The organism is Phenylobacterium sp. VNQ135 (assembly GCF_049445735.1).
Taxonomy (GTDB): Bacteria; Pseudomonadota; Alphaproteobacteria; order Caulobacterales; family Caulobacteraceae; genus Phenylobacterium.
This window is the reverse complement of sequence record NZ_JBMSDS010000002.1, coordinates 1,016,476-1,035,346: the sequence shown is the minus strand read 5'-3', so window position 1 is coordinate 1,035,346 and position 18,871 is coordinate 1,016,476. Positions and strand designations below refer to the sequence as shown.

General features: G+C 71.0%; 16 protein-coding genes. 8 read left to right on the top strand and 8 right to left on the bottom strand.

The window, feature by feature from the left end:
* Positions 1–2 precede the first annotated feature (2 nt).
* Positions 3–137 (top strand): hypothetical protein, encoded by a 135-nt coding sequence (locus ACO2Q0_RS10980; RefSeq protein WP_423351527.1) that lies wholly within the window; start codon positions 3–5, stop codon positions 135–137.
* Here the strand turns inward: ACO2Q0_RS10980 and glcF are convergent.
* Genes glcF through ACO2Q0_RS10965 form a run of 3 tightly spaced genes read right to left on the bottom strand, consistent with a single transcriptional unit; the run spans position 134 to position 4,037 of the window.
* Positions 134–1,402, bottom strand: coding sequence for a glycolate oxidase subunit GlcF (glcF, locus tag ACO2Q0_RS10975; protein ID WP_423351526.1), 1,269 nt, complete (start codon positions 1,400–1,402; stop codon positions 134–136). The genes ACO2Q0_RS10980 and glcF overlap by 4 nt on opposite strands.
* A complete protein-coding gene (glcE, locus tag ACO2Q0_RS10970) occupies positions 1,399–2,550 on the bottom strand; it encodes a glycolate oxidase subunit GlcE (RefSeq protein WP_423351525.1) in 1,152 nt (383 codons plus the stop codon). Before glcE ends, glcF begins: the two co-directional genes overlap by 4 nt.
* A complete protein-coding gene (locus ACO2Q0_RS10965) occupies positions 2,550–4,037 on the bottom strand; it encodes an FAD-linked oxidase C-terminal domain-containing protein (protein ID WP_423351524.1) in 1,488 nt (495 codons plus the stop codon). The genes glcE and ACO2Q0_RS10965 overlap by 1 nt, the downstream gene beginning before the upstream one ends.
* Before the next feature lie 96 nt (positions 4,038–4,133).
* Here ACO2Q0_RS10965 and ACO2Q0_RS10960 point away from each other — a divergent pair, with 96 nt between their 5' ends.
* Positions 4,134–4,730 carry a hypothetical protein gene (locus ACO2Q0_RS10960; protein WP_423351523.1) on the top strand — a complete coding sequence of 199 codons (597 nt, stop codon included), beginning with the start codon at positions 4,134–4,136 and terminating at the stop codon, positions 4,728–4,730.
* Here ACO2Q0_RS10960 and ACO2Q0_RS10955 read toward each other — a convergent pair.
* Entirely contained in the window at positions 4,727–5,509 is a 783-nt protein-coding gene (locus tag ACO2Q0_RS10955) for an enoyl-CoA hydratase/isomerase family protein (protein WP_423351522.1), read from the bottom strand. The two genes, ACO2Q0_RS10960 and ACO2Q0_RS10955, sit on opposite strands and share 4 nt — an antisense overlap.
* Complete coding sequence (locus ACO2Q0_RS10950) at positions 5,509–6,663, bottom strand: acyl-CoA dehydrogenase family protein (RefSeq protein ID WP_423351521.1); 1,155 nt, start codon at positions 6,661–6,663, stop codon at positions 5,509–5,511. The genes ACO2Q0_RS10955 and ACO2Q0_RS10950 overlap by 1 nt, the downstream gene beginning before the upstream one ends.
* A gap of 218 nt (positions 6,664–6,881) precedes the next feature.
* Here ACO2Q0_RS10950 and ACO2Q0_RS10945 point away from each other — a divergent pair, with 218 nt between their 5' ends.
* Both ACO2Q0_RS10945 and ACO2Q0_RS10940 read left to right on the top strand, forming a co-directional pair.
* Complete coding sequence (locus ACO2Q0_RS10945; protein WP_423351520.1) at positions 6,882–8,474, top strand: carboxyl transferase domain-containing protein; 1,593 nt, start codon at positions 6,882–6,884, stop codon at positions 8,472–8,474.
* A 2-nt stretch (positions 8,475–8,476) separates the two neighbouring features.
* Positions 8,477–10,369, top strand: a complete 1,893-nt coding sequence (locus ACO2Q0_RS10940; RefSeq protein ID WP_423351519.1) for an acetyl/propionyl/methylcrotonyl-CoA carboxylase subunit alpha — start codon at positions 8,477–8,479, stop codon at positions 10,367–10,369.
* Here the strand turns inward: ACO2Q0_RS10940 and ACO2Q0_RS10935 are convergent.
* From ACO2Q0_RS10935 to ACO2Q0_RS10925, 3 genes are read right to left on the bottom strand one after another with little or no spacing between them, the layout of a single operon-like run.
* Entirely contained in the window at positions 10,366–11,658 is a 1,293-nt protein-coding gene (locus ACO2Q0_RS10935) for an acetyl-CoA C-acyltransferase (protein WP_423351518.1), read from the bottom strand. The genes ACO2Q0_RS10940 and ACO2Q0_RS10935 overlap by 4 nt on opposite strands.
* A 57-nt stretch (positions 11,659–11,715) precedes the next feature.
* Positions 11,716–12,924 (bottom strand): CoA transferase, encoded by a 1,209-nt coding sequence (locus ACO2Q0_RS10930; protein WP_423351517.1) that lies wholly within the window; start codon positions 12,922–12,924, stop codon positions 11,716–11,718.
* A gap of 3 nt (positions 12,925–12,927) precedes the next feature.
* A complete protein-coding gene (locus ACO2Q0_RS10925) occupies positions 12,928–13,863 on the bottom strand; it encodes an aldo/keto reductase (protein ID WP_423351516.1) in 936 nt (311 codons plus the stop codon).
* Positions 13,864–14,037: 174 nt separating this feature from the next.
* Here ACO2Q0_RS10925 and cpaB point away from each other — a divergent pair, with 174 nt between their 5' ends.
* Genes cpaB through ACO2Q0_RS10905 form a run of 4 tightly spaced genes read left to right on the top strand, consistent with a single transcriptional unit; the run spans position 14,038 to position 18,871 of the window.
* The gene (cpaB, locus tag ACO2Q0_RS10920; protein WP_423351515.1) at positions 14,038–14,955 is read left to right on the top strand and encodes a Flp pilus assembly protein CpaB; all 918 of its coding nucleotides are present in this window, start codon (positions 14,038–14,040) and stop codon (positions 14,953–14,955) included.
* Between the two features lie 21 nt (positions 14,956–14,976).
* Positions 14,977–16,290 carry a type II and III secretion system protein family protein gene (locus ACO2Q0_RS10915; RefSeq protein ID WP_423351514.1) on the top strand — a complete coding sequence of 438 codons (1,314 nt, stop codon included), beginning with the start codon at positions 14,977–14,979 and terminating at the stop codon, positions 16,288–16,290.
* Positions 16,290–17,459 (top strand): AAA family ATPase, encoded by a 1,170-nt coding sequence (locus ACO2Q0_RS10910; RefSeq protein WP_423351513.1) that lies wholly within the window; start codon positions 16,290–16,292, stop codon positions 17,457–17,459. Before ACO2Q0_RS10915 ends, ACO2Q0_RS10910 begins: the two co-directional genes overlap by 1 nt.
* Positions 17,459–18,871, top strand: coding sequence for a CpaF family protein (locus tag ACO2Q0_RS10905; protein ID WP_423351512.1), 1,413 nt, complete (start codon positions 17,459–17,461; stop codon positions 18,869–18,871). Before ACO2Q0_RS10910 ends, ACO2Q0_RS10905 begins: the two co-directional genes overlap by 1 nt.

Genomic DNA, 18,871 nt, shown 5'->3' with positions numbered 1-18,871 from the left:
GAATGCGCAGCTTCCGCAAGACCACGCGGCGGCCGATCCGGCGGGTCAGCCGGAAGGACCGCCCCCTCAACCAACGCCTCTACCGTGACGTCCGGCTTCCGGACCTCAGCGGCCTGATCCTGTACGGCCAGCTCTAGTCGGGCTGCACCGCCGCCGCGCGCGGCCGGAACGGCGCGTCGGGCGTCATGGCCGCAGGCCGGGGTCCGCCCGTCGCCCAGTCGAGCAGCTCGACCGGATGGACGACAGGCATGTCCAGGACCGGCGCCAGCTGGGCCATGCAGCCGACGTTGCCGGCGGCCAGCACGTCGGCGCCCGTGCGCCCGATGTTCGCCGCCTTCCGGTCGCGCAACCGGCCGGCGAGCTCTGGCTGAAGGATGTTGTAGGTCCCCGCCGAGCCGCAACAGAGGTGGCCCTCGGCGATCGGCCGTACGTCGAAGCCGGCCTCGGCGAGCAGCGCCGGCGGTGCGGCCTTGATCTGCTGACCGTGCTGCAGCGAGCAGGCGGCATGATAGGCGACCTTGAGGCCTGGCGCCTTGGCCGCTGGCGGCAGGCCGACCTCGGCGAGGAACTCCAGGATGTCCCGCGCCCGACCGGCCACGGGTTCGCCCTTCGCGCCCAGGGTTTCGCCATAGGCCTTCAGCATGGTCCCGCAGCCGGCGGCCGTGGTGACGATGGCGGTGAGTTCGCCCGCCCGGCTCCAGGCCTCCACGTTGGCGCGAGCCAGCGCGCGGGCCTCCTCGACGCGGCCCATGTGCTGCGAGAGCGCCCCACAGCAGCCCTCCCCTTCGGCGAACACCACCTCAAAGCCCGCGCGTGTCAGCAGGCGGACGGCGGCCTCGCGGGTTCGCGGCGCGAGGGCGGGCTCGACGCAGCCTTGCAGCAGGACGACGCGGCCGCGCGTCTGGCCTTGCGCCGGAACGACGCCCGGCTTCGCCCGTCGGCCGGCCTTCGCGGGCGCGAGGCGGCGCATGGCCTTGAGCTCGGTCGGCAGGAAGCGCTCCAGCGGCGCGGCCATGCGGCCCAGCAGAAGCGCCAGGGAGAGCCGACGAGGCTTGGTCAGCACCGCGGGGATCGCCGCCCGCAGCAGCCGCTCGGGCCAGGGGCGGCGGTAGGTCGCCTCCACATGGGCCCGGGCATGGTCGATCAGCTTGCCGTAATCGACGCCCGAGGGGCAGGTCGAGACGCAGGACAGGCACGAGAGGCAGCGGTCGATGTGGGTGACCGTGGCCTTCGTCGGAGGCTCGTCGCTGGCCAGCATGGCCTTGATCAGTTCGATGCGGCCCCGCGGGCTGTCGCGCTCGTCGCCGAGAAGCACGTAGGTCGGACAGGTCGCGGTGCAGAAGCCGCAGTGGACGCAGCGGCGGATCTCGGCGGCGGCTTCGGGAGGGGTGACCGCGTTCATGGCGCCATCCGTCCGGGGTTGAGCACTTCGAGCGGGTCGAAGGCGGCTTTCACCCGCGCGTTCAGGGTCGCGAGCCCGCTCGAAAGCGGCGCAAAGGCCGGTCCGGACCCACGCAGCCGGAGCGCATGGCCGCCGGCCCGCTCCGCGGCGGCATGGACCGCCGGCCCCTCAGCCTCGGTCAGCAGCCAGACGAGCCCGCCCGCCCAGTCGTAGAGCGCATCGCCCTCCAGGGCGGCGACGACCTGGCAGCCGGCGGACGGCGCGACCGAGAGACGCCACAGCGGGCGCGGGTCGCGGGCGAAGGCCTTCACCTCCCGGACTTCGGCCCAGAACTCGCGGGTGTGGTCGGTATCCAGGGTCTGGACGTGGCCGAACGAGCGCAGGGCTGTGGCCAGCTTTTCGGCGCGGGCGGCGACCGAAGCCTCGAAGCCCTCCAGACGGAGCGCCGTCACCGACATCTCGGCGCCGGCCGCGACGGGCGGCAGGTGGGCGGCGGCCGAGACCTCGAACGGCCCGTTCAGCGCCTGACTCATGGCCTGGACGGCGCGGGCGTCCGGCAGGCCGAACAGCAGGAGCGTCGTGGCCGTGCGCGGCGCGGGCAGGACCTTGATCGTCACTTCGGTGAGCACCGCCAGCGTGCCCCAGGAGCCGGCCATCAGCTTCATCAGGTCGTAGCCGGTGACGTTCTTCACCACCTTGCCGCCGGCCTTGAACACCTCGCCACGGCCCGACACCGCCGAGAAGCCCAAGAAGTGGTCGCGGGCGGCGCCGGCGCGGATGCGGCGCGGCCCCGAGAGGTTGGCGGCCAGCGCCCCGCCGATGGTCGGCTCGCCGGCGCTGCGAAGCAGATCCGTCCAGCGCGGCGGCTCGAACGCCAGCATTTGGCCTTCCGACGCGACCAGCCGTTCCAGGTCCGCGAGGCGCGCGCCGGCCTGGGCGGTCAGCACCAGCTCGTCGGGAGCATAGTCGATCACCCTGTCGAGGCCCGCCAGCGACAGGGTCACGTCGGCGGTCACCGGGGCGACGGCGCGCTTGGTGCCGCCGCCGATCACCTCGATGCGGCGGCCGTGAGCGGCGGTCTCGGCGACAAGCGCCTGGACTTCCTCGACGCTGGCCGGAAGCCGGGCGGGGATGGCGGCGGCCAGCATCAGAACCTCGGCAGATCGGGAAAGGCGACCTTGCCCTTGTGCACGTGCATGCGGCCGAGCTCGGCGCAGCGGTGCAGGGTCGGGAACACCTTGCCGGGGTTGAGCAGCAGGCCGGGATCGAAGGCGCACTTCACCCGCTGCTGGCAGGCGAGATCGGTAGGATCGAACATCACGCCCATAAGATCGCGCTTCTCGACGCCCACGCCGTGTTCGCCGGTAAGCACGCCGCCGACGGCGACGCACAGCTTCAGGATCTCGGCGCCGAAGGCCTCGGCCTTCTCGAGCTGGCCCGGCTGGTCGGCGTCGTAGAGGATCAACGGGTGCAGGTTGCCGTCCCCGGCGTGGAAGACGTTGGCGACCCCCAGGCCGAAGCTCTGCGCCATCTGGTGGATCGCGGTCAGCACCTTGGGGAGTTGGCGGCGCGGGATGGTGCCGTCCATGCAGAAGTAGTCGGGCGCGATGCGGCCCACCGCCGGGAAGGCCGCCTTGCGCCCCGCCCAGAAGGCCAGCCGCTCGGCTTCGGAGCGCGAGATGCGGACGAAGTCGGCGCCGCGCGCGGTGGCGAGCGCCCTCACATGGCCGACGAGCTCGGCGCACTCGGCCTCGGGGCCGTCCAGCTCGCAGATCAGCAGGGCCGCGGCCTCAACCGGGTAGCCGGCGTGGACGAACGCCTCCGCGGCGCGGATCGCCGGATTGTCCATCATCTCCAGACCCGCCGGGATGACGCCGGCGGCGATGATATCGCCGACCGTGGCCGCAGCGGCCTCTACGGACGGGAAGCCCAGCAACAGGGCCGCAGCGGTCTCGGGCCTCGGCAGGATCCGGACGGTCACCTCGGTGACGATCCCCAGCAGGCCTTCCGAGCCGGTGACCACGCCCAGCAGGTCGTAACCCGCCGCGTCGAAGCCCTTGCCGCCGAGGCGCACCACCTCGCCGTTCATGAGCACGAGCTCGCAGCCCAGCAGGTTGTTGGTCGTCAGGCCGTACTTCAGGCAGTGCACCCCGCCCGAGTTCTCGGCCACGTTGCCGCCGATGGTGCAGGCGATCTGGCTGGAGGGGTCGGGCGCATAATAGAAGCCGTCCGCCTCGACCGCCTGGGTGACGGCCAGGTTGGTGACGCCCGGCTGGACGACGGCGCAGCGGTTCTCGTAGTCCACTTCGAGGATGCGGTTGAACTTCGACAGGCCCACGACCACGCCGTCCGCCAATGGCAGCGCGCCGCCGGACAGCGAGGTGCCCGCGCCTCTCGGCACCACCTTCACACCCTCCGCCGAGCACCACTTGAGGATCTCGGAGACCTGAGCCGTGGTCGCGGGAAGGACGACGGCGAGCGGCGTCTGGCGATAGGCCGAGAGGCCGTCGGATTCGAACGGCGTAAGGGCTTCCGGCTCGGAGACGACGCCCTCGCCCGGCACGATGCGCTTCAAAGCGCGGACGATCTCGGCCTTGCGGGCGAGAAGCGCAGGCTCCGGCGCGGGCATCCTCATGCGCCGACGGTACGCGGAGACTCAGGGCGAACGCCAGGGGCCGCCTTCTTTTCGCCACCCGGCGAACGGCGTCATCCCGCCGGGAGAGCTTCACCGTTGGCGCACGCGTTCGTGGTTCCGAGCGGCCGCACCTTGGCCATTGCGCTGTCGGCCGCCGCGCACGCGGGCCTCTTTCTGCTGTTCGCCTGGCGGCTGGGCGAGACGCCCGAGCGCCCCGAGCCGCCGGTGATGATCGTGGAGCTCACGCCGTTGCCGAAGCGGGCGCCTCAGGCTGCGCGCACGGCGCCGCGCCGGGAGGAGCCTGCCGAGCGCGACCGGCGCCAGGTCACGGCCCGCCCCAGCCTGCCGCCGCCGACCGGGATCGCGCCGCCCACGCCGGCGCCCTTCGAGACGCGCGACGACCCGGGCGGTCAGGTCCTGCGCGGGCTAATGGACTGCCGGCCGGCCAACCTGGACCGCCTGTCGCCCGAGGCCCGCGAACGCTGTGAACGGCGCCTGGCCGGCGATCCGGCGCTGAAAAGCGCGTCGGGCCCAGGGCTCAACCTCGACCCGTCCGGCCGCTACGTGCAGGAGGAGCAGCCCTATCTGGCGCGCCGCCCGAAGAAGGGCTGCAAGGCGCGCGCCGGCGCGACCCGAGACCCGATGGGCAAACAGGGCCCGGCGACGGGGATCGCCTGTGCGATGCCGTTCTAGCGGCCTTCGAAGTTCGGACTGCGCTTCTCGTTGAAGGCCGCGACACCCTCGCGCCGATCCTGGCTGGTAAACAGCTTGTTGTAGATCTCGAGCTCGAAGTTCATCGCCTGCGGCAGGTCCAGGTCCTGGCCCTTGTGGACGATCTGCTTGGCGCCGCGCACCGACAGCGGGGCGCGGGCGGCGATGGTCCTGGCCACCTCCAGCACGCGCGGCAGCAGCTCCGGTCCGGCGACCACGCCGTTGACGATGCCCCACTCGGCCGCCTGTTCGGCGCTGAACGGCTGGGCGGTGGTGATCAGCTCCAGCGCGCGGCGGGGCCCGACCGCGCGGACCAGCAGCGGCCCGCCGCCCAGGCCGGGCAGGATGCCGAGATTGGCCTCGGGCAGGCCGAAGCGCGCGCCCTCCGCGGCATAGGCGAAGTCGCAGGCCAGCGTCATCTCGCAGCCGCCCCCCATGGCCGCACCATGCACCGCGGCGATCACCGGAACAGGACAGGCGAGCTGGGCGCGGATCATGGCTTCGAACAGCCGGTGCTGCTCGGCCCAGGCCTCGTCCGTCATGCCGTTGCGTTCCTTGAGATCGGCGCCGGCCTGGAAGTGCTTGCCCTCGCCCCGGAGGATCACGCAGCGCAGCGAGGCGTCGTTGGCCAGGCCGCTCCAGGCGTCCAGCAGCTCGCGGCCCATCTGGCTGGAGAGCGCATTGGCGACCTCGGGGCGGTTGAAGGCGATGACTCGGACGCCCGGCGCAGCCTCTTCGACCTTGATCGTTTCGTAAGCCATCAGAAGCTCTTCGGTTGGCCCAGCACGTGGGTCGCCACGTGGCTGAGGATGAGGTTCGTGGAGATCGGCGCCACCTGATACAGACGCGTTTCGCGGAACTTCCGCTCGATGTCGTACTCCTCGGCGAAGCCGAAGCCGCCGTGGGTCTGCAGGCACATGTCGGCGGCGTACCAGGAGGCCTCGGAGGCGACCAGCTTGGCCATGTTGGCCTCCGTGCCGCACGGCTGCCCCGCCTCGAAGAGGCTTGCGGCATGGTCGACCATCAGGCTGGCCTGGGTCATCTGGACATAGGCGCGGGCCAGCGGGAACTGCACGCCCTGGTTCTCGCCGATGGGGCGGCCGAAGACCGTCCGCTCCTTGGCGTAGTGGCTGGCCCGGTCGATGAAGAAGCGCGCGTCGCCCAGGCATTCCGATGCGATCAGGATGCGCTCGGCGTTCATGCCGTCCAGGATGTAGCGGAAGCCCTGCCCTTCCTGGCCGATCAGGTTCTCCGCGGGCACCTCCAGGTCCTCGAAGAAGAGCTCGGTGGTGGCGTGGTTCAGCATGGTTCGCACAGGCCGGATGGTCAGGCCATTCCCCACCGCCTGGCGCAGGTCGACCAGCAGCACGCTCATGCCGTCGGACGGCTTCTTCGCCTCGTCCCTGGGCGTCGTCCGGCAGAGCAGGACCATCAGGTCCGAGTGCTCGGCGCGGCTGATCCAGATCTTCCGGCCATTCACGACGTACTTGTCGCCGACCTTCCTGGCGAAGGTGGTGATGCGGGTGGTGTCCGTGCCGGCGTCCGGCTCGGTGACGCCGAAGGCCTGCAGACGCAGCTCGCCCGACGCGATGCCCGGCAGGTAGGCCTGCTTCTGAGCCTCGCTGCCGTGCTTCAGCACCGTGCCCATGGTGTACATCTGCGCGTGGCAGGCCGCGCCGTTGCACCCCGAGCGATGGACTTCCTCCAGGATGGCGACGGCCGCCTTCAGCCCCAGGCCCGAGCCGCCGTATTCCTCAGGGATCAGCACCGACAGGAAGCCGGCCTCAGTGAGCGCGCCGACGAACTCGGTCGGATAGGCCCGGTCGCGGTCCAGTTCGCGCCAGTAGCTGCCGGGGAAACGGGCGCACAGCTTGCGCACCGCCTCGCGGATCTCGGGGAAGGTTTCCTCAGTCACGGCGCTTCTCTGCCACGCAAACCCTGCGTCAGCCTAGCGGCCGTGGTCGAGGGGCCAGGACGACAACAACATTGCGCCCTCGAGCTTGAACCTTGGAACGATCCTGCCGGCGTTCGCAGCTTCGCCGAAAGAGTTCGCCGCAAGCGACGCCGTGCTTGCAGAACTTCGCCCGGCGCCCGACAACACGAGCCAAGCAAGAGGGACCACAAGACCTCCGCATGAGGAAGCTTTCCACCGCCGTCGATCCGGCGTCCGAGGCGTTCGCCGCCAACGCCCGGGTGAACCAGGGCCTCGTCGAGGACCTGCGCGAGCGGTCCGCCAAGGCTGCGCTGGGCGGCCCGGAGGACAGCCGCAAGCGCCACGTCAGCCGCGGCAAGCTGCTGCCCCGAGACCGGGTGATGCGGCTGCTGGACCCCGGCTCGCCGTTCCTGGAAGTGGGCGGGCTCGCCGCGGGCGGCATGTACGGGGACGAGGCGCCGGCGGCCGGCGTCATCACCGGCATTGGCCGCGTCTCGGGCCGCGAGGTGATGATCGTGGCCAACGACGCCACGGTGAAGGGCGGCGCCTACTTCCCCATCACGGTGAAGAAGCACCTGCGCGCGCAGGAGATCGCCCTCCAGAACCGCCTGCCCTGCGTCTATCTGGTGGATAGCGGCGGCGCGAACCTGCCGCACCAGGCCGAGGTCTTCCCGGACCGGGACCACTTCGGCCGCATCTTCTTCAATCAGGCCCGCATGAGCGCCGAGGGCATCGCCCAGATCGCCTGCGTCATGGGTTCGTGCACCGCCGGCGGCGCCTACGTCCCGGCGATGAGCGACGAGACCGTCATCGTCCGCAACCAGGGCACCATCTTCCTAGGCGGCCCGCCGCTGGTGAAGGCCGCCACCGGCGAGGTGATCACGGCCGAGGAGCTGGGCGGCGCCGACACCCACGGCCGCCGCTCGGGCGTGGTCGACCACGTCGCCCAGGACGATGAGCATGCGCTCTCCATCGTCCGCAACATCGTGGCCAACCTGAACACCACGAAGACGGTCGACGCGACCCTCGCCGACCCCGAGCCGCCGGCCTACGACCCGGAGGAGCTGTACGGGATCATCCCGCCCGACGTGCGTGCGCCCTACGACGTGCGCGAGGTGATCGCCCGCATCGTCGACGGCTCGAAGTTCGACGAGTTCAAGGCCCTCTACGGCACGACGCTGGTCTGCGGCTTCGCCCGCATCTGGGGCTTCCCGGTCGCGATCCTGGCCAACAACGGCGTGCTGTTCTCGGAGAGCGCGCTGAAGGGCGCCCACTTCATCGAGCTGGCGGCGAAGCGGAAGATCCCGCTCGTCTTCCTGCAGAACATCTCGGGCTTCATGGTCGGCGGCCGCTACGAGGCCGGCGGCATCGCCAAGGACGGCGCCAAGCTGGTGACCGCCGTCGCCTCCGTCGAGGTCCCGAAGTTCACCGTCCTGATCGGCGGCTCGTTCGGGGCCGGCAACTACGGCATGTGCGGCCGGGCCTATTCCCCGCGCTTCCTGTGGACCTGGCCCAACAGCCGCATCTCGGTGATGGGCGGCGAACAGGCCGCCAGCGTGCTGGCCACCGTCCACCGCGACGCCGACAAGTGGAGCCCGGACGAGGAAGAGGCCTTCAAGGCCCCGATCCGCCAGAAGTACGAGGACGAGGGCAATCCCTACTTCGCCACCGCCCGGCTGTGGGACGACGGCGTCATCGACCCGGCCCAGACCCGCGACGTGCTGGGCCTGTCGATCTCGGCGGCGCTGAACGCCCCGATCCCCGAAACCCGCTTCGGCGTCTTCCGGATGTAATGATGGCCAAGCGGAAAGAGATCAGATCCATCCTGGTGGCCAACCGCGGCGAGATCGCCCGGCGGGTCTTCGGCACGGCCCGGCAGATGGGCATCGAGACCGTCGCCGTCTTCTCGGACGCCGACGCCGACGCGGCCCACGTCCACGACGCCGACCTTGCCGTCCACATCGGCCCCGCCGCCGCGCGCGAGAGCTATCTCGTGCCGGACAAGATCATCCGCGCGGCCAAGGAGGCCGGCGCCGACGCCATCCACCCGGGCTACGGCTTCCTGTCCGAGAACGCCGAGTTCGCCGAGGCGGTGGCCAAGGCGGGCCTGACCTGGATTGGCCCGCCGCCGTCCGCGATCCGCGCCATGGGCCTGAAGGACGCCGCCAAGGCGCTGATGGCCAAGGCCGGCGTACCGGTGACGCCGGGCTACCTGGGCGAGGACCAGTCGGAAGCGACCCTGAAGGCCGAAGCCGACCGCATCGGTTATCCCGTGCTGATTAAGGCCGTGGCCGGCGGCGGCGGCAAGGGCATGCGCAAGGTCGAGCGGGCCGAGGATTTCGCCGCGGCGCTCGGCGCGGCCAAGCGCGAGGCCGCCGCCAGCTTCGGCGACGACCGGGTGCTGCTGGAGACCTACGTCACCCGGCCGCGCCACATCGAGGTGCAGGTGTTTGGCGACAGCCACGGCAACGTCGTCCACCTCTACGAGCGCGACTGCTCGCTGCAGCGCCGCCATCAGAAGGTGATCGAGGAGGCCCCGGCCCCCGGCATGTCGGACGAGGCCCGCGCCGCCGTGACCGCCGCCGCCGTGCGCGCCGCCCAGGCGGTGGGCTATGTCGGCGCCGGCACCGTGGAGTTCATCGCAGACGCGTCGGAAGGCCTGAGACCCGACCGCATCTGGTTCATGGAGATGAACACCCGCCTGCAGGTGGAGCACCCCGTAACCGAGATGGTCACCGGTCTCGACCTCGTGGAATGGCAGATCCGCGTCGCCCAGGGCGAGCCGCTGCCGCTGAAGCAGGACGAGATTACCCTCACCGGCCATGCCGTCGAGGCCCGCCTTTACGCCGAGAACCCGGCCTCGGGCTTCCTTCCGTCGACGGGACGGCTGGACCATTTCCGCCTGCCCGAGAGCGTGCGCGTCGACGCGGGTGTCGAGGACGGCGGCGAGGTGACGCCCTTCTACGATCCGATGGTCGCCAAGCTGATCGCCCACGCCGACACCCGCGAGCAGGCGATCGCCGACTTGGCCGACGCCTGCGACGGCGTGGAGGTCTGGCCGGTGAAGACCAACGCCGGCTTCCTGGTGCGCTGCCTGGAGGAGCCGGACTTCATCGCCGGCGACGTGGATACGGGCTTCATCGAGCGCCGGCTGGACGAGCTCACCAGGCCCGGCGAGCCTTCGCCCGCCGCCCGCTCGGCGGCGGCCGACGCCGCCACCCTGACGCTGGAAGAGGGCGAGGCGGACGACCCATGGAAGGGCCTGTTCGGCTTCCGGCTGAACCGCGCGCCGGAGGCCGGCGTGCGCCTGTTCGCGAACGGCAAGGCTGTGGTCTGCGAGAGCCGGCCCGACGCGCCGGACCGCTCGGTGCTGGTCACCGACGACGGCGACATCGTCGTCTTCGAATGCGGCGAGGCTTACGTCTTCAAGGATCATCCGCCCACGGCGGATGCCGAGGACGGCGGCGGCGACGGCGCGATCCGCGCGCCGATGCCCGGCAAGGTCACCCAGGTTTCGGTGAAGGCCGGCGATCAGGTCGCCAAGGGGCAGCCCCTCGTGGTCCTCGAAGCGATGAAGATGGAGCACGCCCTGCAGGCGCCTTTCGACGGCAAGGTCGAGGAGGTGGCGGCGAGCGTCGGCGGTCAGGTGACCGAAGGCACGGTGCTGGTGAAGCTCTCGGCGGCCTAGCCGTTGCGCAGCAGGGCCATCGTGCCCTGGCCCCCGTCCGCGCAGATCGACACCAACGCCCAAGTCCCCGCCGGCATGGCGGCGAGCTCCTTCACCGCCTGGGACAGGATCCGCGCGCCGGTGGCGCCGAAGGGATGGCCGAGCGCCGTCGAGCCGCCGTTGGGGTTCATCCGCTCGACCGGGAAGCGGCCGAAGGCCTCGGTCACCCGAGCCTTCTCCCGCAGGAACGTCTCGTCCTGGAGCGCCTTGATGTGGGTGGCCACCTGGGCGGTGAAGGCCTCGTGGATCTCCCACAGACCGATGTCCTCATAGGTCAGGCCGTGGCGAGCCAGCAGCCGCGGGATGCCGTAGGCCGGCGCCATCAGCAGGTACTCGTTGTGCAGGTCGACGGCGTTGATCTCGTAATCGACGAGGCGCACCCGCGGCAGTTCGGACGGCAGTCGCGATAGGCCTTTCTCCGTGGCGACCCAGAGCCCGGCCGCGCCGTCGGTCAGCGGGCTGGAGTTGCCGGCGGTCAGCGTGCCCTGGCCGCTGGTGCGGTCGAAGGACGGCGCGAGCTTGCCAAGCTTCTCCAGGCTGGTGTCGCCCCGCACCGTCGTGTCCCGTCCGGTCTCCGGCAGGCGCAGGACGAGGTCGTCGAAGAAGCCGCGCTTCCACGCCGCGTCGGCGCGATGGTGGCTGGCGAGCGCCAGCTCGTCCTGCTCGGCGCGGGTGATCTGCCAGCCCTTGGCCATCTCCTCGGTGTGTTCGCCCATGCTCTTGCCGGTCACGCGATTGGCGACGCGCGGGATGTGCAGGCGCACGTCCTTGGGCTTCGTGGCCCCGATGGCGGCGAGACGTTCCTTCCAGCTCCTGGCCGCCATGATCGCCCGCAGGTCGTCGGAAAGGCCGGGGGTGAGGCCCACCTGCACCCGGCTCATGCTCTCGGCGCCGCCGACGAGCGCCAGGTCGCGGCCGCGCCCGTCCAGCATGCCGGCCGCCTGGAAGGCCGCGGCCATGCTGGTGGAGCACGCCATCACGGTGGAGAAGGCCGGGATCGACGGGTCGGCCCCGGCGTCCAGCAGCACTTCGCGGGCGATGTTGCTCCACATCAGGCTGGGGATCACCGCGCCCCAGATGGCGAGGTCGGGCGTGGCCTGGGCGCTCATCGCCTTCACCACCGGCACGGAGAGTTCCAGAGCGTCGTAGCGCGCCAGCGCGCCGTTCACCCGGGCGAAGGGCGTCCGCTGGCCGGCCGCCAGCCAGATGCCCTGGGTCTCCGCCGCCTGTTTCGTCGCCGCCCGCGCCATGCTCGAGAACCCTCGCCTATTTGAGGGCCTAGAGATGGGGCTTTCCGGCGAAGCTTGCTAGGCGACCACGCCCGCGTCGTGCAGGCGGGCGATCTCGGACGAGGAGAGTTTGAGCACCTCCGCCAGCACCTCGTCGGTGTGTTGCCCCAGCCTGGGCGCCGGTGTGACCGGCAGGCGCTGGTCCTGCGGGATGGTCGCCGGCGCGCCGGGGACGGGATAGGTCAGCCCGCTGGGCTGCGCGACGTCCTCGAACAGCGGGTTGCCTTTGAAGAGGCGCGGATCGTCCAGCGCCGCCTCCAGCGGCTGGTAGGTCCCCCAGGTGACGCCGCCGGCGTCGAACGCCGGGGCGAGCTCGGCCAGGGTCTTGCGCGCGAAGGCCTGCTCGAACAGCGGATACAGCCGGGCGCGATGGGTGAAGCGCAGGCCCTCATCCGTCGCGAACGAGACCCCCAGCTCGGCTTCGAGCGCCGCCACGTCGCCCTTCAGGCCCAGGACATCCAAAGCCTTCGACCACTGCTTCGGCGTGATGGCCAGCAGCATCAGGGTCTTGCCGTCGGCCGTGCGGAAGTCGCGGCCGAAGGCGCCGAAGATATCGTTGCCCATGCGGGGCCGCTGATGGCCCTGCAGCTTCGTCTCGGCCGTGAAGCCGAGGTTGGCCATGGTGGCGGCGGCAATGTCGGAGAGCGGCGCGCGGATCTCGCGTCCCTGGCCCGTGCGGTGGCGGGCGAGCAGGGCCGAGACCAGGCTGAAGGCGCAGTAGGCGCCGGTGAGCAGGTCCCAGGCGGCCAGCACATGGTTCACGGGCCGTGGGTCGTCGGCCGGCCCCGTCATCTGCGGCAGGCCCAGCGCCGCATTGATCGTGTAGTCCATGCCCTGGGAGCCGTCGCCCCAGCCCATGACCCGGACGCAGATCAGGTCGGCGCGCAGCTTGGCCAGCGTCTCGTACGAGAGGAAGCCATCGACGGGGAAGTTGGTGACGAAAAGGCCGCCGTCCTCACCCGGAGCCGCCGCCAGCCGTTGGGCGATCTCACGGCCTTCCGGTCGGGCGAGGTCGATGGCGATCGACTTCTTCCCCTTGTTCAGGCCTTCCCAGTAGAGGCTCGCGCCATTGTCGGCGAGCGGCCAGCGGCGGAAGTCCGGCCCGCCGCCGATGTTGTCGAAGCGGATCACCTCGGCCCCGAACTGGGCGAGATAGAGGGCGCAGGTGGGCGCGGCGACGAAGGCCGCCCCTTCCACCACGCGCAGGCCCTTGAGCAGGTCGTACATGGGTCAGGAAACCAGTTTGCTGACTTCGGCGGCCTCGTCAGGGCCGAGCGCCCAGTCGGCCGCCGCGGCGTTGGCGGCGATCTGTTCGGCCTGCGTGGCGCCGGCGATGACGGAGGAGACGGCCGGCTGCGCCAGCAGCCAGGCGAAAGCGAGGTCCAGGATCGTCCTGCCCCGCGCCTCGGCCCAGGCCGTCAACGCCTCGACTTTGTCGAAGTTTTCGTCGGTCAGCGCCCGCTGGCCACGTTCTCCCCAGGCGGCCAGGCGGGTGTCCTGCGGCGGCGCCTCACCGCGCCGGTACTTGCCCGAGAGCAGGCCCGAGGCCAGTGGGAAGTAGGGCAGGAAGCCGAGGCCGAAGCGCTCGCAGGCCGGCAGCACCTCGAAAAGCGACCTGCGGTTCAGCAGCGACAGTTCGTTCTGGGCCGAGACGAAGCGGTTCAGGTGTCCCGTGCGGCTGATCCAGTCGGCGTCGGCGATCTGCCAGCCGGCGAAGTTGGAATTGCCGAGGTAGCGGACCTTGCCCTGACGCACGAGGTCGTCCAACGCCCTGAGCGTCTCCTCCACGGGCGTGTCCGCATCCGGCGTGTGGAACTGGTAGAGGTCGATGTAGTCGGTGCCTAGCCGGGTGAGGCTGTCTTCCACCGCCTGCATGATCCAGCGCCGCGAGCCGCCGCTCTTCGCCGGGTCGCCCTTCACGGCCATGCCGAACTTGGTGGCCACCACCACGTCCTTGCGGCGCTTGCCCAGCGCCTTGCCGAGGAACACCTCGGACTGCGCGCCGCCGTAGATGTCCGCCGTGTCGAAGAAGTTGATGCCGGCGCCGATCGCGGCGTCTACGACCGCCTGGGTCTGCGCTTCGTCGATGCGCATGCCGAAGTTGTTGCAGCCCAGGCCCACCGCGCTGACCTTCAGGCCCGAATTCCCCAGCCGTCGCAGTTGCATCGATCGTCCTCCAGGTCGCGGCGGACCGTAGCCGCCTCCCCTTGGGTCGGGCTAGCGACGTTGTTCAAAATGCTTAGCGGGCGTTCACCGCGTTTGTTGGCGATATCGCAAGTCCGCCGCCGTTAACCTCACGAACCGAAAGAAGAAATTTTCGAGAGTCGTGAGCGGAAGCGGATGCGCGTCGTCACCATCGTGAGCCTTGCGGCTTCGGCCGTGCTCGGCCTGGGCGCCCTGGTGGTCGCCAAGACCGTGCTGCCGGGCCAGGGCGCGGCGCAGAGCGCCGTGTCCCCCGTCCAGGAGGGCGTGCCGATCGTCGTGGCCTCCCGCGAGATCAAGTACGGAGACAAGCTGCAGCCGGGCATGCTGACCATCGTCAAGGCGCCGGCCAACGCCGCGCCGGAGGGCGCGTTCACGACCGTCGAGCAGGTGCTGGCCGCCGACAAGGGCGGCGCGCCCGTGGCGCTGTTCCCCATGGCCGCCCGCGAACCGATCCTGCCCAGCAAGATTTCGGGCCCCGGCGCGCGGCCGACGGTGGCCGCCGAAATCGCCGAAGGCATGCGCGCCTACACGCTGAAGGTCAGCGACTCCACCGGCGTCGGCGGCCACGCCCTGCCTGGCGACCGGGTGGACGTGGTGCTGCTGCGCGACCTCACGCCATCGGGCCCCGACCGCAACTACATCTCCTACATCGTCGTCCAGAACGTGCGCGTGCTGGGCATCGACCTGAACGCCGACATCACGTCCGAAAAGCCCGCCAACCCGACGACCGCCACCATCGAAGTGTCGGTGGAAGAGGCCCAGAAGCTTTCCATCGCCTCGACGCTTGGCACCCTGTCGCTGGCGCTCCGCCGCTCGGGCGAGGCCGAGGTGGCCGACGCCGGGCCCCTGCGGACGAGCGACTTCCTGCTGGGCGGCGGCGTCCGCAGCCCCGGTCCCGCCGTCGCGCCGCGACGGTCGAGCGGCCGACCGGCCTCCTACGGCATCATGGTCGTCGAGGGCGAGGCCGTGAAGCGCGATCGCAGTCCGCGCAAGATCCAATCCGCCGGCCAGCCGGCGGTCACGGCCGCGGCCGCCGGCCCGGCCGCGAGCTGAGCCCTGAGTAACCCCATGCTTATGACCCGAACCCTCCTCAGCGCCGTGGCCTGCGCCTTCGCCCTCGCCGCGGCGGCGGCGCCCAGCCCGGCGCCCGCCCAGGAGCTGCGCAGCGAGCAGGCGCTGCGGCGCTCGATCCACGTTCCGCGCGACAAGTCGCTGTCGTTCCGCCTGACCGACCCGGCGTCGCGGATCGTCGTCGCCCAGCCCGAGATCGCCAAGGTGACGGCGACCGGCGATCGCAGCTTCTACGTCCAGGGCATGGAGTTCGGCTCGACCAACATGCTGGTCTACGGCCCCGGCGGCCGACTGCAGGAGGTGCTGGACATCCGCGTCGGCTACGACGCCGAAGGCCTCCAGCAGGACCTCGCCGCCGCCTTCCCCAACGAGCCGCTCCGCGTCCGCAACCTTGGCGAGACCCTGATGCTGACCGGCGAGGTCTCGGACACCGGCGTGCAGTACAAGGCCGAGGCCATCGCCCAGCGCTATGCGCCGGACGGCCTGATCTCGCGGATCAGCGTCCGCGCCTCACAGCAGGTCGTGCTGGAGGTCCGCGTTCTCGAGGCCAGCCGCTCCGCGCTGCAGGACGCAGGCATCGCCGGCACGATCCAGAACAACTCCTTCAGCTTCATGTGGGGGACGGGCCTGATCGGCGGCAGCACGCCCAATGGCCTGCTGCGGCTGAGCGGCGGCTCGGGCGACACGTCCATCGACATCGACATCGCCGCGCTCGAGGAGAAGGGCGTGGTCCGCACCCTCGCGCGTCCGAACCTCGTGGCCATTCCGGGGCAGAAGGCGACGTTCCACGCCGGCGGCGAGTTCCCGTATCCGGTCCCGCAGGACCGGGACACCCTCAGCCTCGAGTTCCGCAAATACGGCGTCGAACTCGCCTTCACGCCCGTCGTACAAGACAACGGCCTGATCCGGCTGGAGGTCGAGCCGAAGGTCAGCCAGCTCGACTTCACCAACTCGCTGCGCATCCTGGGCCTGACCGTGCCGGGTCTCATCATCCGCGAGACCAAGACCACCGTCGAGCTGAAGGGCGGCGAGTCGCTGGCCATCGGCGGCCTGCTGCAGAGCGAGTACACCAACGCCCTGCGCCAGATCCCCGGCGTCGGCAACGTGCCGGTGCTGGGCGCGCTGTTCCGCTCCACCCGCTGGAAGAAGGCCGAGACCGAGCTCGTCGTGATCGTCACGCCGCGGTTCGCCACCCGCGAGGACCTGAAGGTGGCGGCCGCCACCCAGGCGCCCCCCGGCGCCGAGCCGAGCGCGGGCCGGTTGCTCTTCAACGGCGAGATCACGGGCAAGCCGTCCGCCGACGAGGGGGGCCGCTGATGGCCGGCGCTTCGCTGCACGGCCGCCGCATCCTGGCCCTCGGCCAGAGCCTCGCCCCGCACGCCAAGGGCCCTCTGGCCGGCGCCGACATGGAGCTGGGCGGCATCGGCGAACTTGCCGAACTGGGCGTCCGCCCCCGCGACCTCGTGATCATCGACGCCGACGCCTGGCAGGCGCCCGAGCTGGCCGCCGCCGTGAAGACGCTGTCGGCGTTGAAGGCCTGCCCGCCCGTGCTTCTGGTCGGCGAGAGCCTCCCGACCGGCCTCGTGCGCAACCTGCTGCGCCTCGAGAATTCAGACGTGCTGGAGGCGCCGTTCACGGCCGACCAGCTCACGGGCGCTGTGCAGGGCCTGCTGGCCGCCGCAGGGCCAGCCGCCGCTGCGCCCCAGGCTTCCGGCGAGACCCGCTGCTGGGCCGTCACCGGCGCCGTGGGCGGCGCGGGCGCCACAACGCTGGCCATCGAGATCGCAACCGCGCTCGGCGCGCACGTCCGGGGCGAACGCAGCGTCTGCCTCGTGGACCTGAACCTCGCCGACGGCGCGGCCGCCGCCTATCTCGGCGCCCAGGCGGCCATGCGCCTCGCCGATTTCGGCCAGGCGGCCGAACGGCTGGACGCGGCCATGCTGCAGGCCTTCATCACGCCGGTCTCCAAGCACCTCGACCTGCTGGCCGGCGTCCGCGATCCGGGCGCCTTCGACGCCGTCTCGCGCGAGGCGGTGCTGCGCATGCTGGAGGTGGCCTGCGAGTGCTACGACTGGGTGATCCTCGACGTGCCGCGCCACCGCCGGCCCTGGACCCTGGAGGCGCTGGCCGGGTGTGACGAGGTGCTGGTCATCTCCGAGCTGACCGTGCCGGCCCTGCTGGCCGCGCGCGCCTACTCCGACGAGATCGAGCACGCCCTCGGCACGGGGCTGAAGCCGCGCATCGTGCTGAACCGACTGGCCAGCCGGATGTTTGGGCCTGCGCCGTCGATGGCCGAGGCCGAACGCGCCCTGCAGCGCAAGGCCGAGGCCGGCGTCAGTTCCGACTGGGAGGCCGCCGCGGCGTCCGCCAACCTCGGCGGACCGATCGCCCAGCACCGGCCGAAGTCGAAGATCGTCAAGGACGTCCAGCTGCTGGTCGAACGCCTGGCCGGCGCCGCGCCGGCGCGCAAGTCGAAGGCCGCCTGATGGCCCGCTTCAGCCTCGCCCGCGCGCCCGTCGCCCCCGCGCCTGAACCGGCCCCCGCTGCGGCCCCCGCCGCCAGCGCCGCGCCGCCGCCGACGGAGGCGCCGAAGGAGCCGCCCCGGCCCGCCCCGCCGGCCGCCGACGCCAAGCGGCTGGACCTGCGCCTGCGGCTGCACTCCAGGCTGATCGACGAACTGGACCTCGCCAAGCTGGACAAGCTCGACGAGGGCGAGCTGCGCCGTCAGGTCATGGGCCAGGTGGTCGAATTCGCCCGCGCCGAACGCATGGCGCTGAACACCGCCGAGCTCGAGGAGCTGGGCGCCTCGATCTACGACGAGATGGTGGGGCTGGGTCCCATCGAGCCGCTGCTGAAGGACGAGTCGATCAACGACATCCTGATCAACGGCCCCTACCAGGTCTATGTGGAGCGGCGCGGCGAGCTGGAGCTGACCCCCGTCCACTTCCGCGACAACGACCACCTGCTGCGCATCGTCCAGCGGATCGTCGCCGGCGTCGGCCGCCGCATCGACGAGAGCCAGCCGATGGTGGACGCCCGCCTGCCGGACGGCAGCCGGGTGAACGCCGCCATCCCTCCGATCGCCATCGACGGCGCCTCGGTCTCGATCCGGAAGTTCTCCAAGAAGCCGCTGACGCTGGAGAAGCTGGTCGAATTCAACGCCATGCCGCAGGCCGTCGCCGACTTCCTGTACGGCGCGGTCCGCGCGCGGGTCTCGACGGTGATCTCGGGCGGCACGGGTTCGGGCAAGACGACGCTGCTCAACGCCCTGTCGGCGGCGATCAGCCACGGCGAGCGCCTGATCACCATCGAGGACGCCGCCGAGTTGCAGCTCCAGCAGCCTCATGTGGTGCGCATGGAGACCCGGCCGCCGAACATCGAAGGCAAGGGCGAAATCCGTCAGCGGGAGCTGGTCAAGAACGCCCTGCGGATGCGTCCCGACCGCGTGATCCTGGGGGAAGTGCGTTCGGAAGAGGCCTTCGACATGCTGCAGGCCATGAACACGGGCCACGAGGGCTCGATGGCCACCATCCACTCCAACAACCCGCGCGAGGCGATCGGCCGCCTCGAGCAGATGGTCGCCATGGGGGGCATCAACATCAGCCCCGAGGCGATGCGGGCCCAGATCGCTTCGGCCGTGGGCATGGTGGTGCAGGTCATGCGCCTGGCCGACGGCAAGCGGAAGGTGACCCACGTCACCGAGATCGTCGGCATGGAAGGCAACGTCGTCCAGATGCAGGACATCTTCACCTTCAACCGCACGCACACGGCGGCCGACGGGACCGTGCATGGCGAGTTCCGGGCGAGCGGCCTGCGCCCGCGCTGCCTCGACGAGATGCTGCGGCGGGGCATCCCGTACGACACCGCCAACTTCGACCCCTCCAAGCCGCTCGCCTGA

What these genes read in the sequence shown, in the direction of transcription:
- ACO2Q0_RS10980 (WP_423351527.1), top strand. Translation starts at nt 3, where the DNA reads ATGCGCAGCTTCCGCAAGACCACGCGGCGGCCGATCCGGCGGGTCAGC.
- glcF (WP_423351526.1), bottom strand. Translation starts at nt 1,402, where the DNA reads ATGAACGCGGTCACCCCTCCCGAAGCCGCCGCCGAGATCCGCCGCTGC.
- glcE (WP_423351525.1), bottom strand. Translation starts at nt 2,550, where the DNA reads ATGCTGGCCGCCGCCATCCCCGCCCGGCTTCCGGCCAGCGTCGAGGAA.
- ACO2Q0_RS10965 (WP_423351524.1), bottom strand. Translation starts at nt 4,037, where the DNA reads ATGAGGATGCCCGCGCCGGAGCCTGCGCTTCTCGCCCGCAAGGCCGAG.
- ACO2Q0_RS10955 (WP_423351522.1), bottom strand. Translation starts at nt 5,509, where the DNA reads ATGGCTTACGAAACGATCAAGGTCGAAGAGGCTGCGCCGGGCGTCCGA.
- ACO2Q0_RS10945 (WP_423351520.1), top strand. Translation starts at nt 6,882, where the DNA reads ATGAGGAAGCTTTCCACCGCCGTCGATCCGGCGTCCGAGGCGTTCGCC.
- ACO2Q0_RS10940 (WP_423351519.1), top strand. Translation starts at nt 8,477, where the DNA reads ATGGCCAAGCGGAAAGAGATCAGATCCATCCTGGTGGCCAACCGCGGC.
- ACO2Q0_RS10935 (WP_423351518.1), bottom strand. Translation starts at nt 11,658, where the DNA reads ATGGCGCGGGCGGCGACGAAACAGGCGGCGGAGACCCAGGGCATCTGG.
- ACO2Q0_RS10930 (WP_423351517.1), bottom strand. Translation starts at nt 12,924, where the DNA reads ATGTACGACCTGCTCAAGGGCCTGCGCGTGGTGGAAGGGGCGGCCTTC.
- ACO2Q0_RS10925 (WP_423351516.1), bottom strand. Translation starts at nt 13,863, where the DNA reads ATGCAACTGCGACGGCTGGGGAATTCGGGCCTGAAGGTCAGCGCGGTG.
- cpaB (WP_423351515.1), top strand. Translation starts at nt 14,038, where the DNA reads ATGCGCGTCGTCACCATCGTGAGCCTTGCGGCTTCGGCCGTGCTCGGC.
- ACO2Q0_RS10915 (WP_423351514.1), top strand. Translation starts at nt 14,977, where the DNA reads ATGACCCGAACCCTCCTCAGCGCCGTGGCCTGCGCCTTCGCCCTCGCC.
- ACO2Q0_RS10910 (WP_423351513.1), top strand. Translation starts at nt 16,290, where the DNA reads ATGGCCGGCGCTTCGCTGCACGGCCGCCGCATCCTGGCCCTCGGCCAG.
- ACO2Q0_RS10905 (WP_423351512.1), top strand. Translation starts at nt 17,459, where the DNA reads ATGGCCCGCTTCAGCCTCGCCCGCGCGCCCGTCGCCCCCGCGCCTGAA.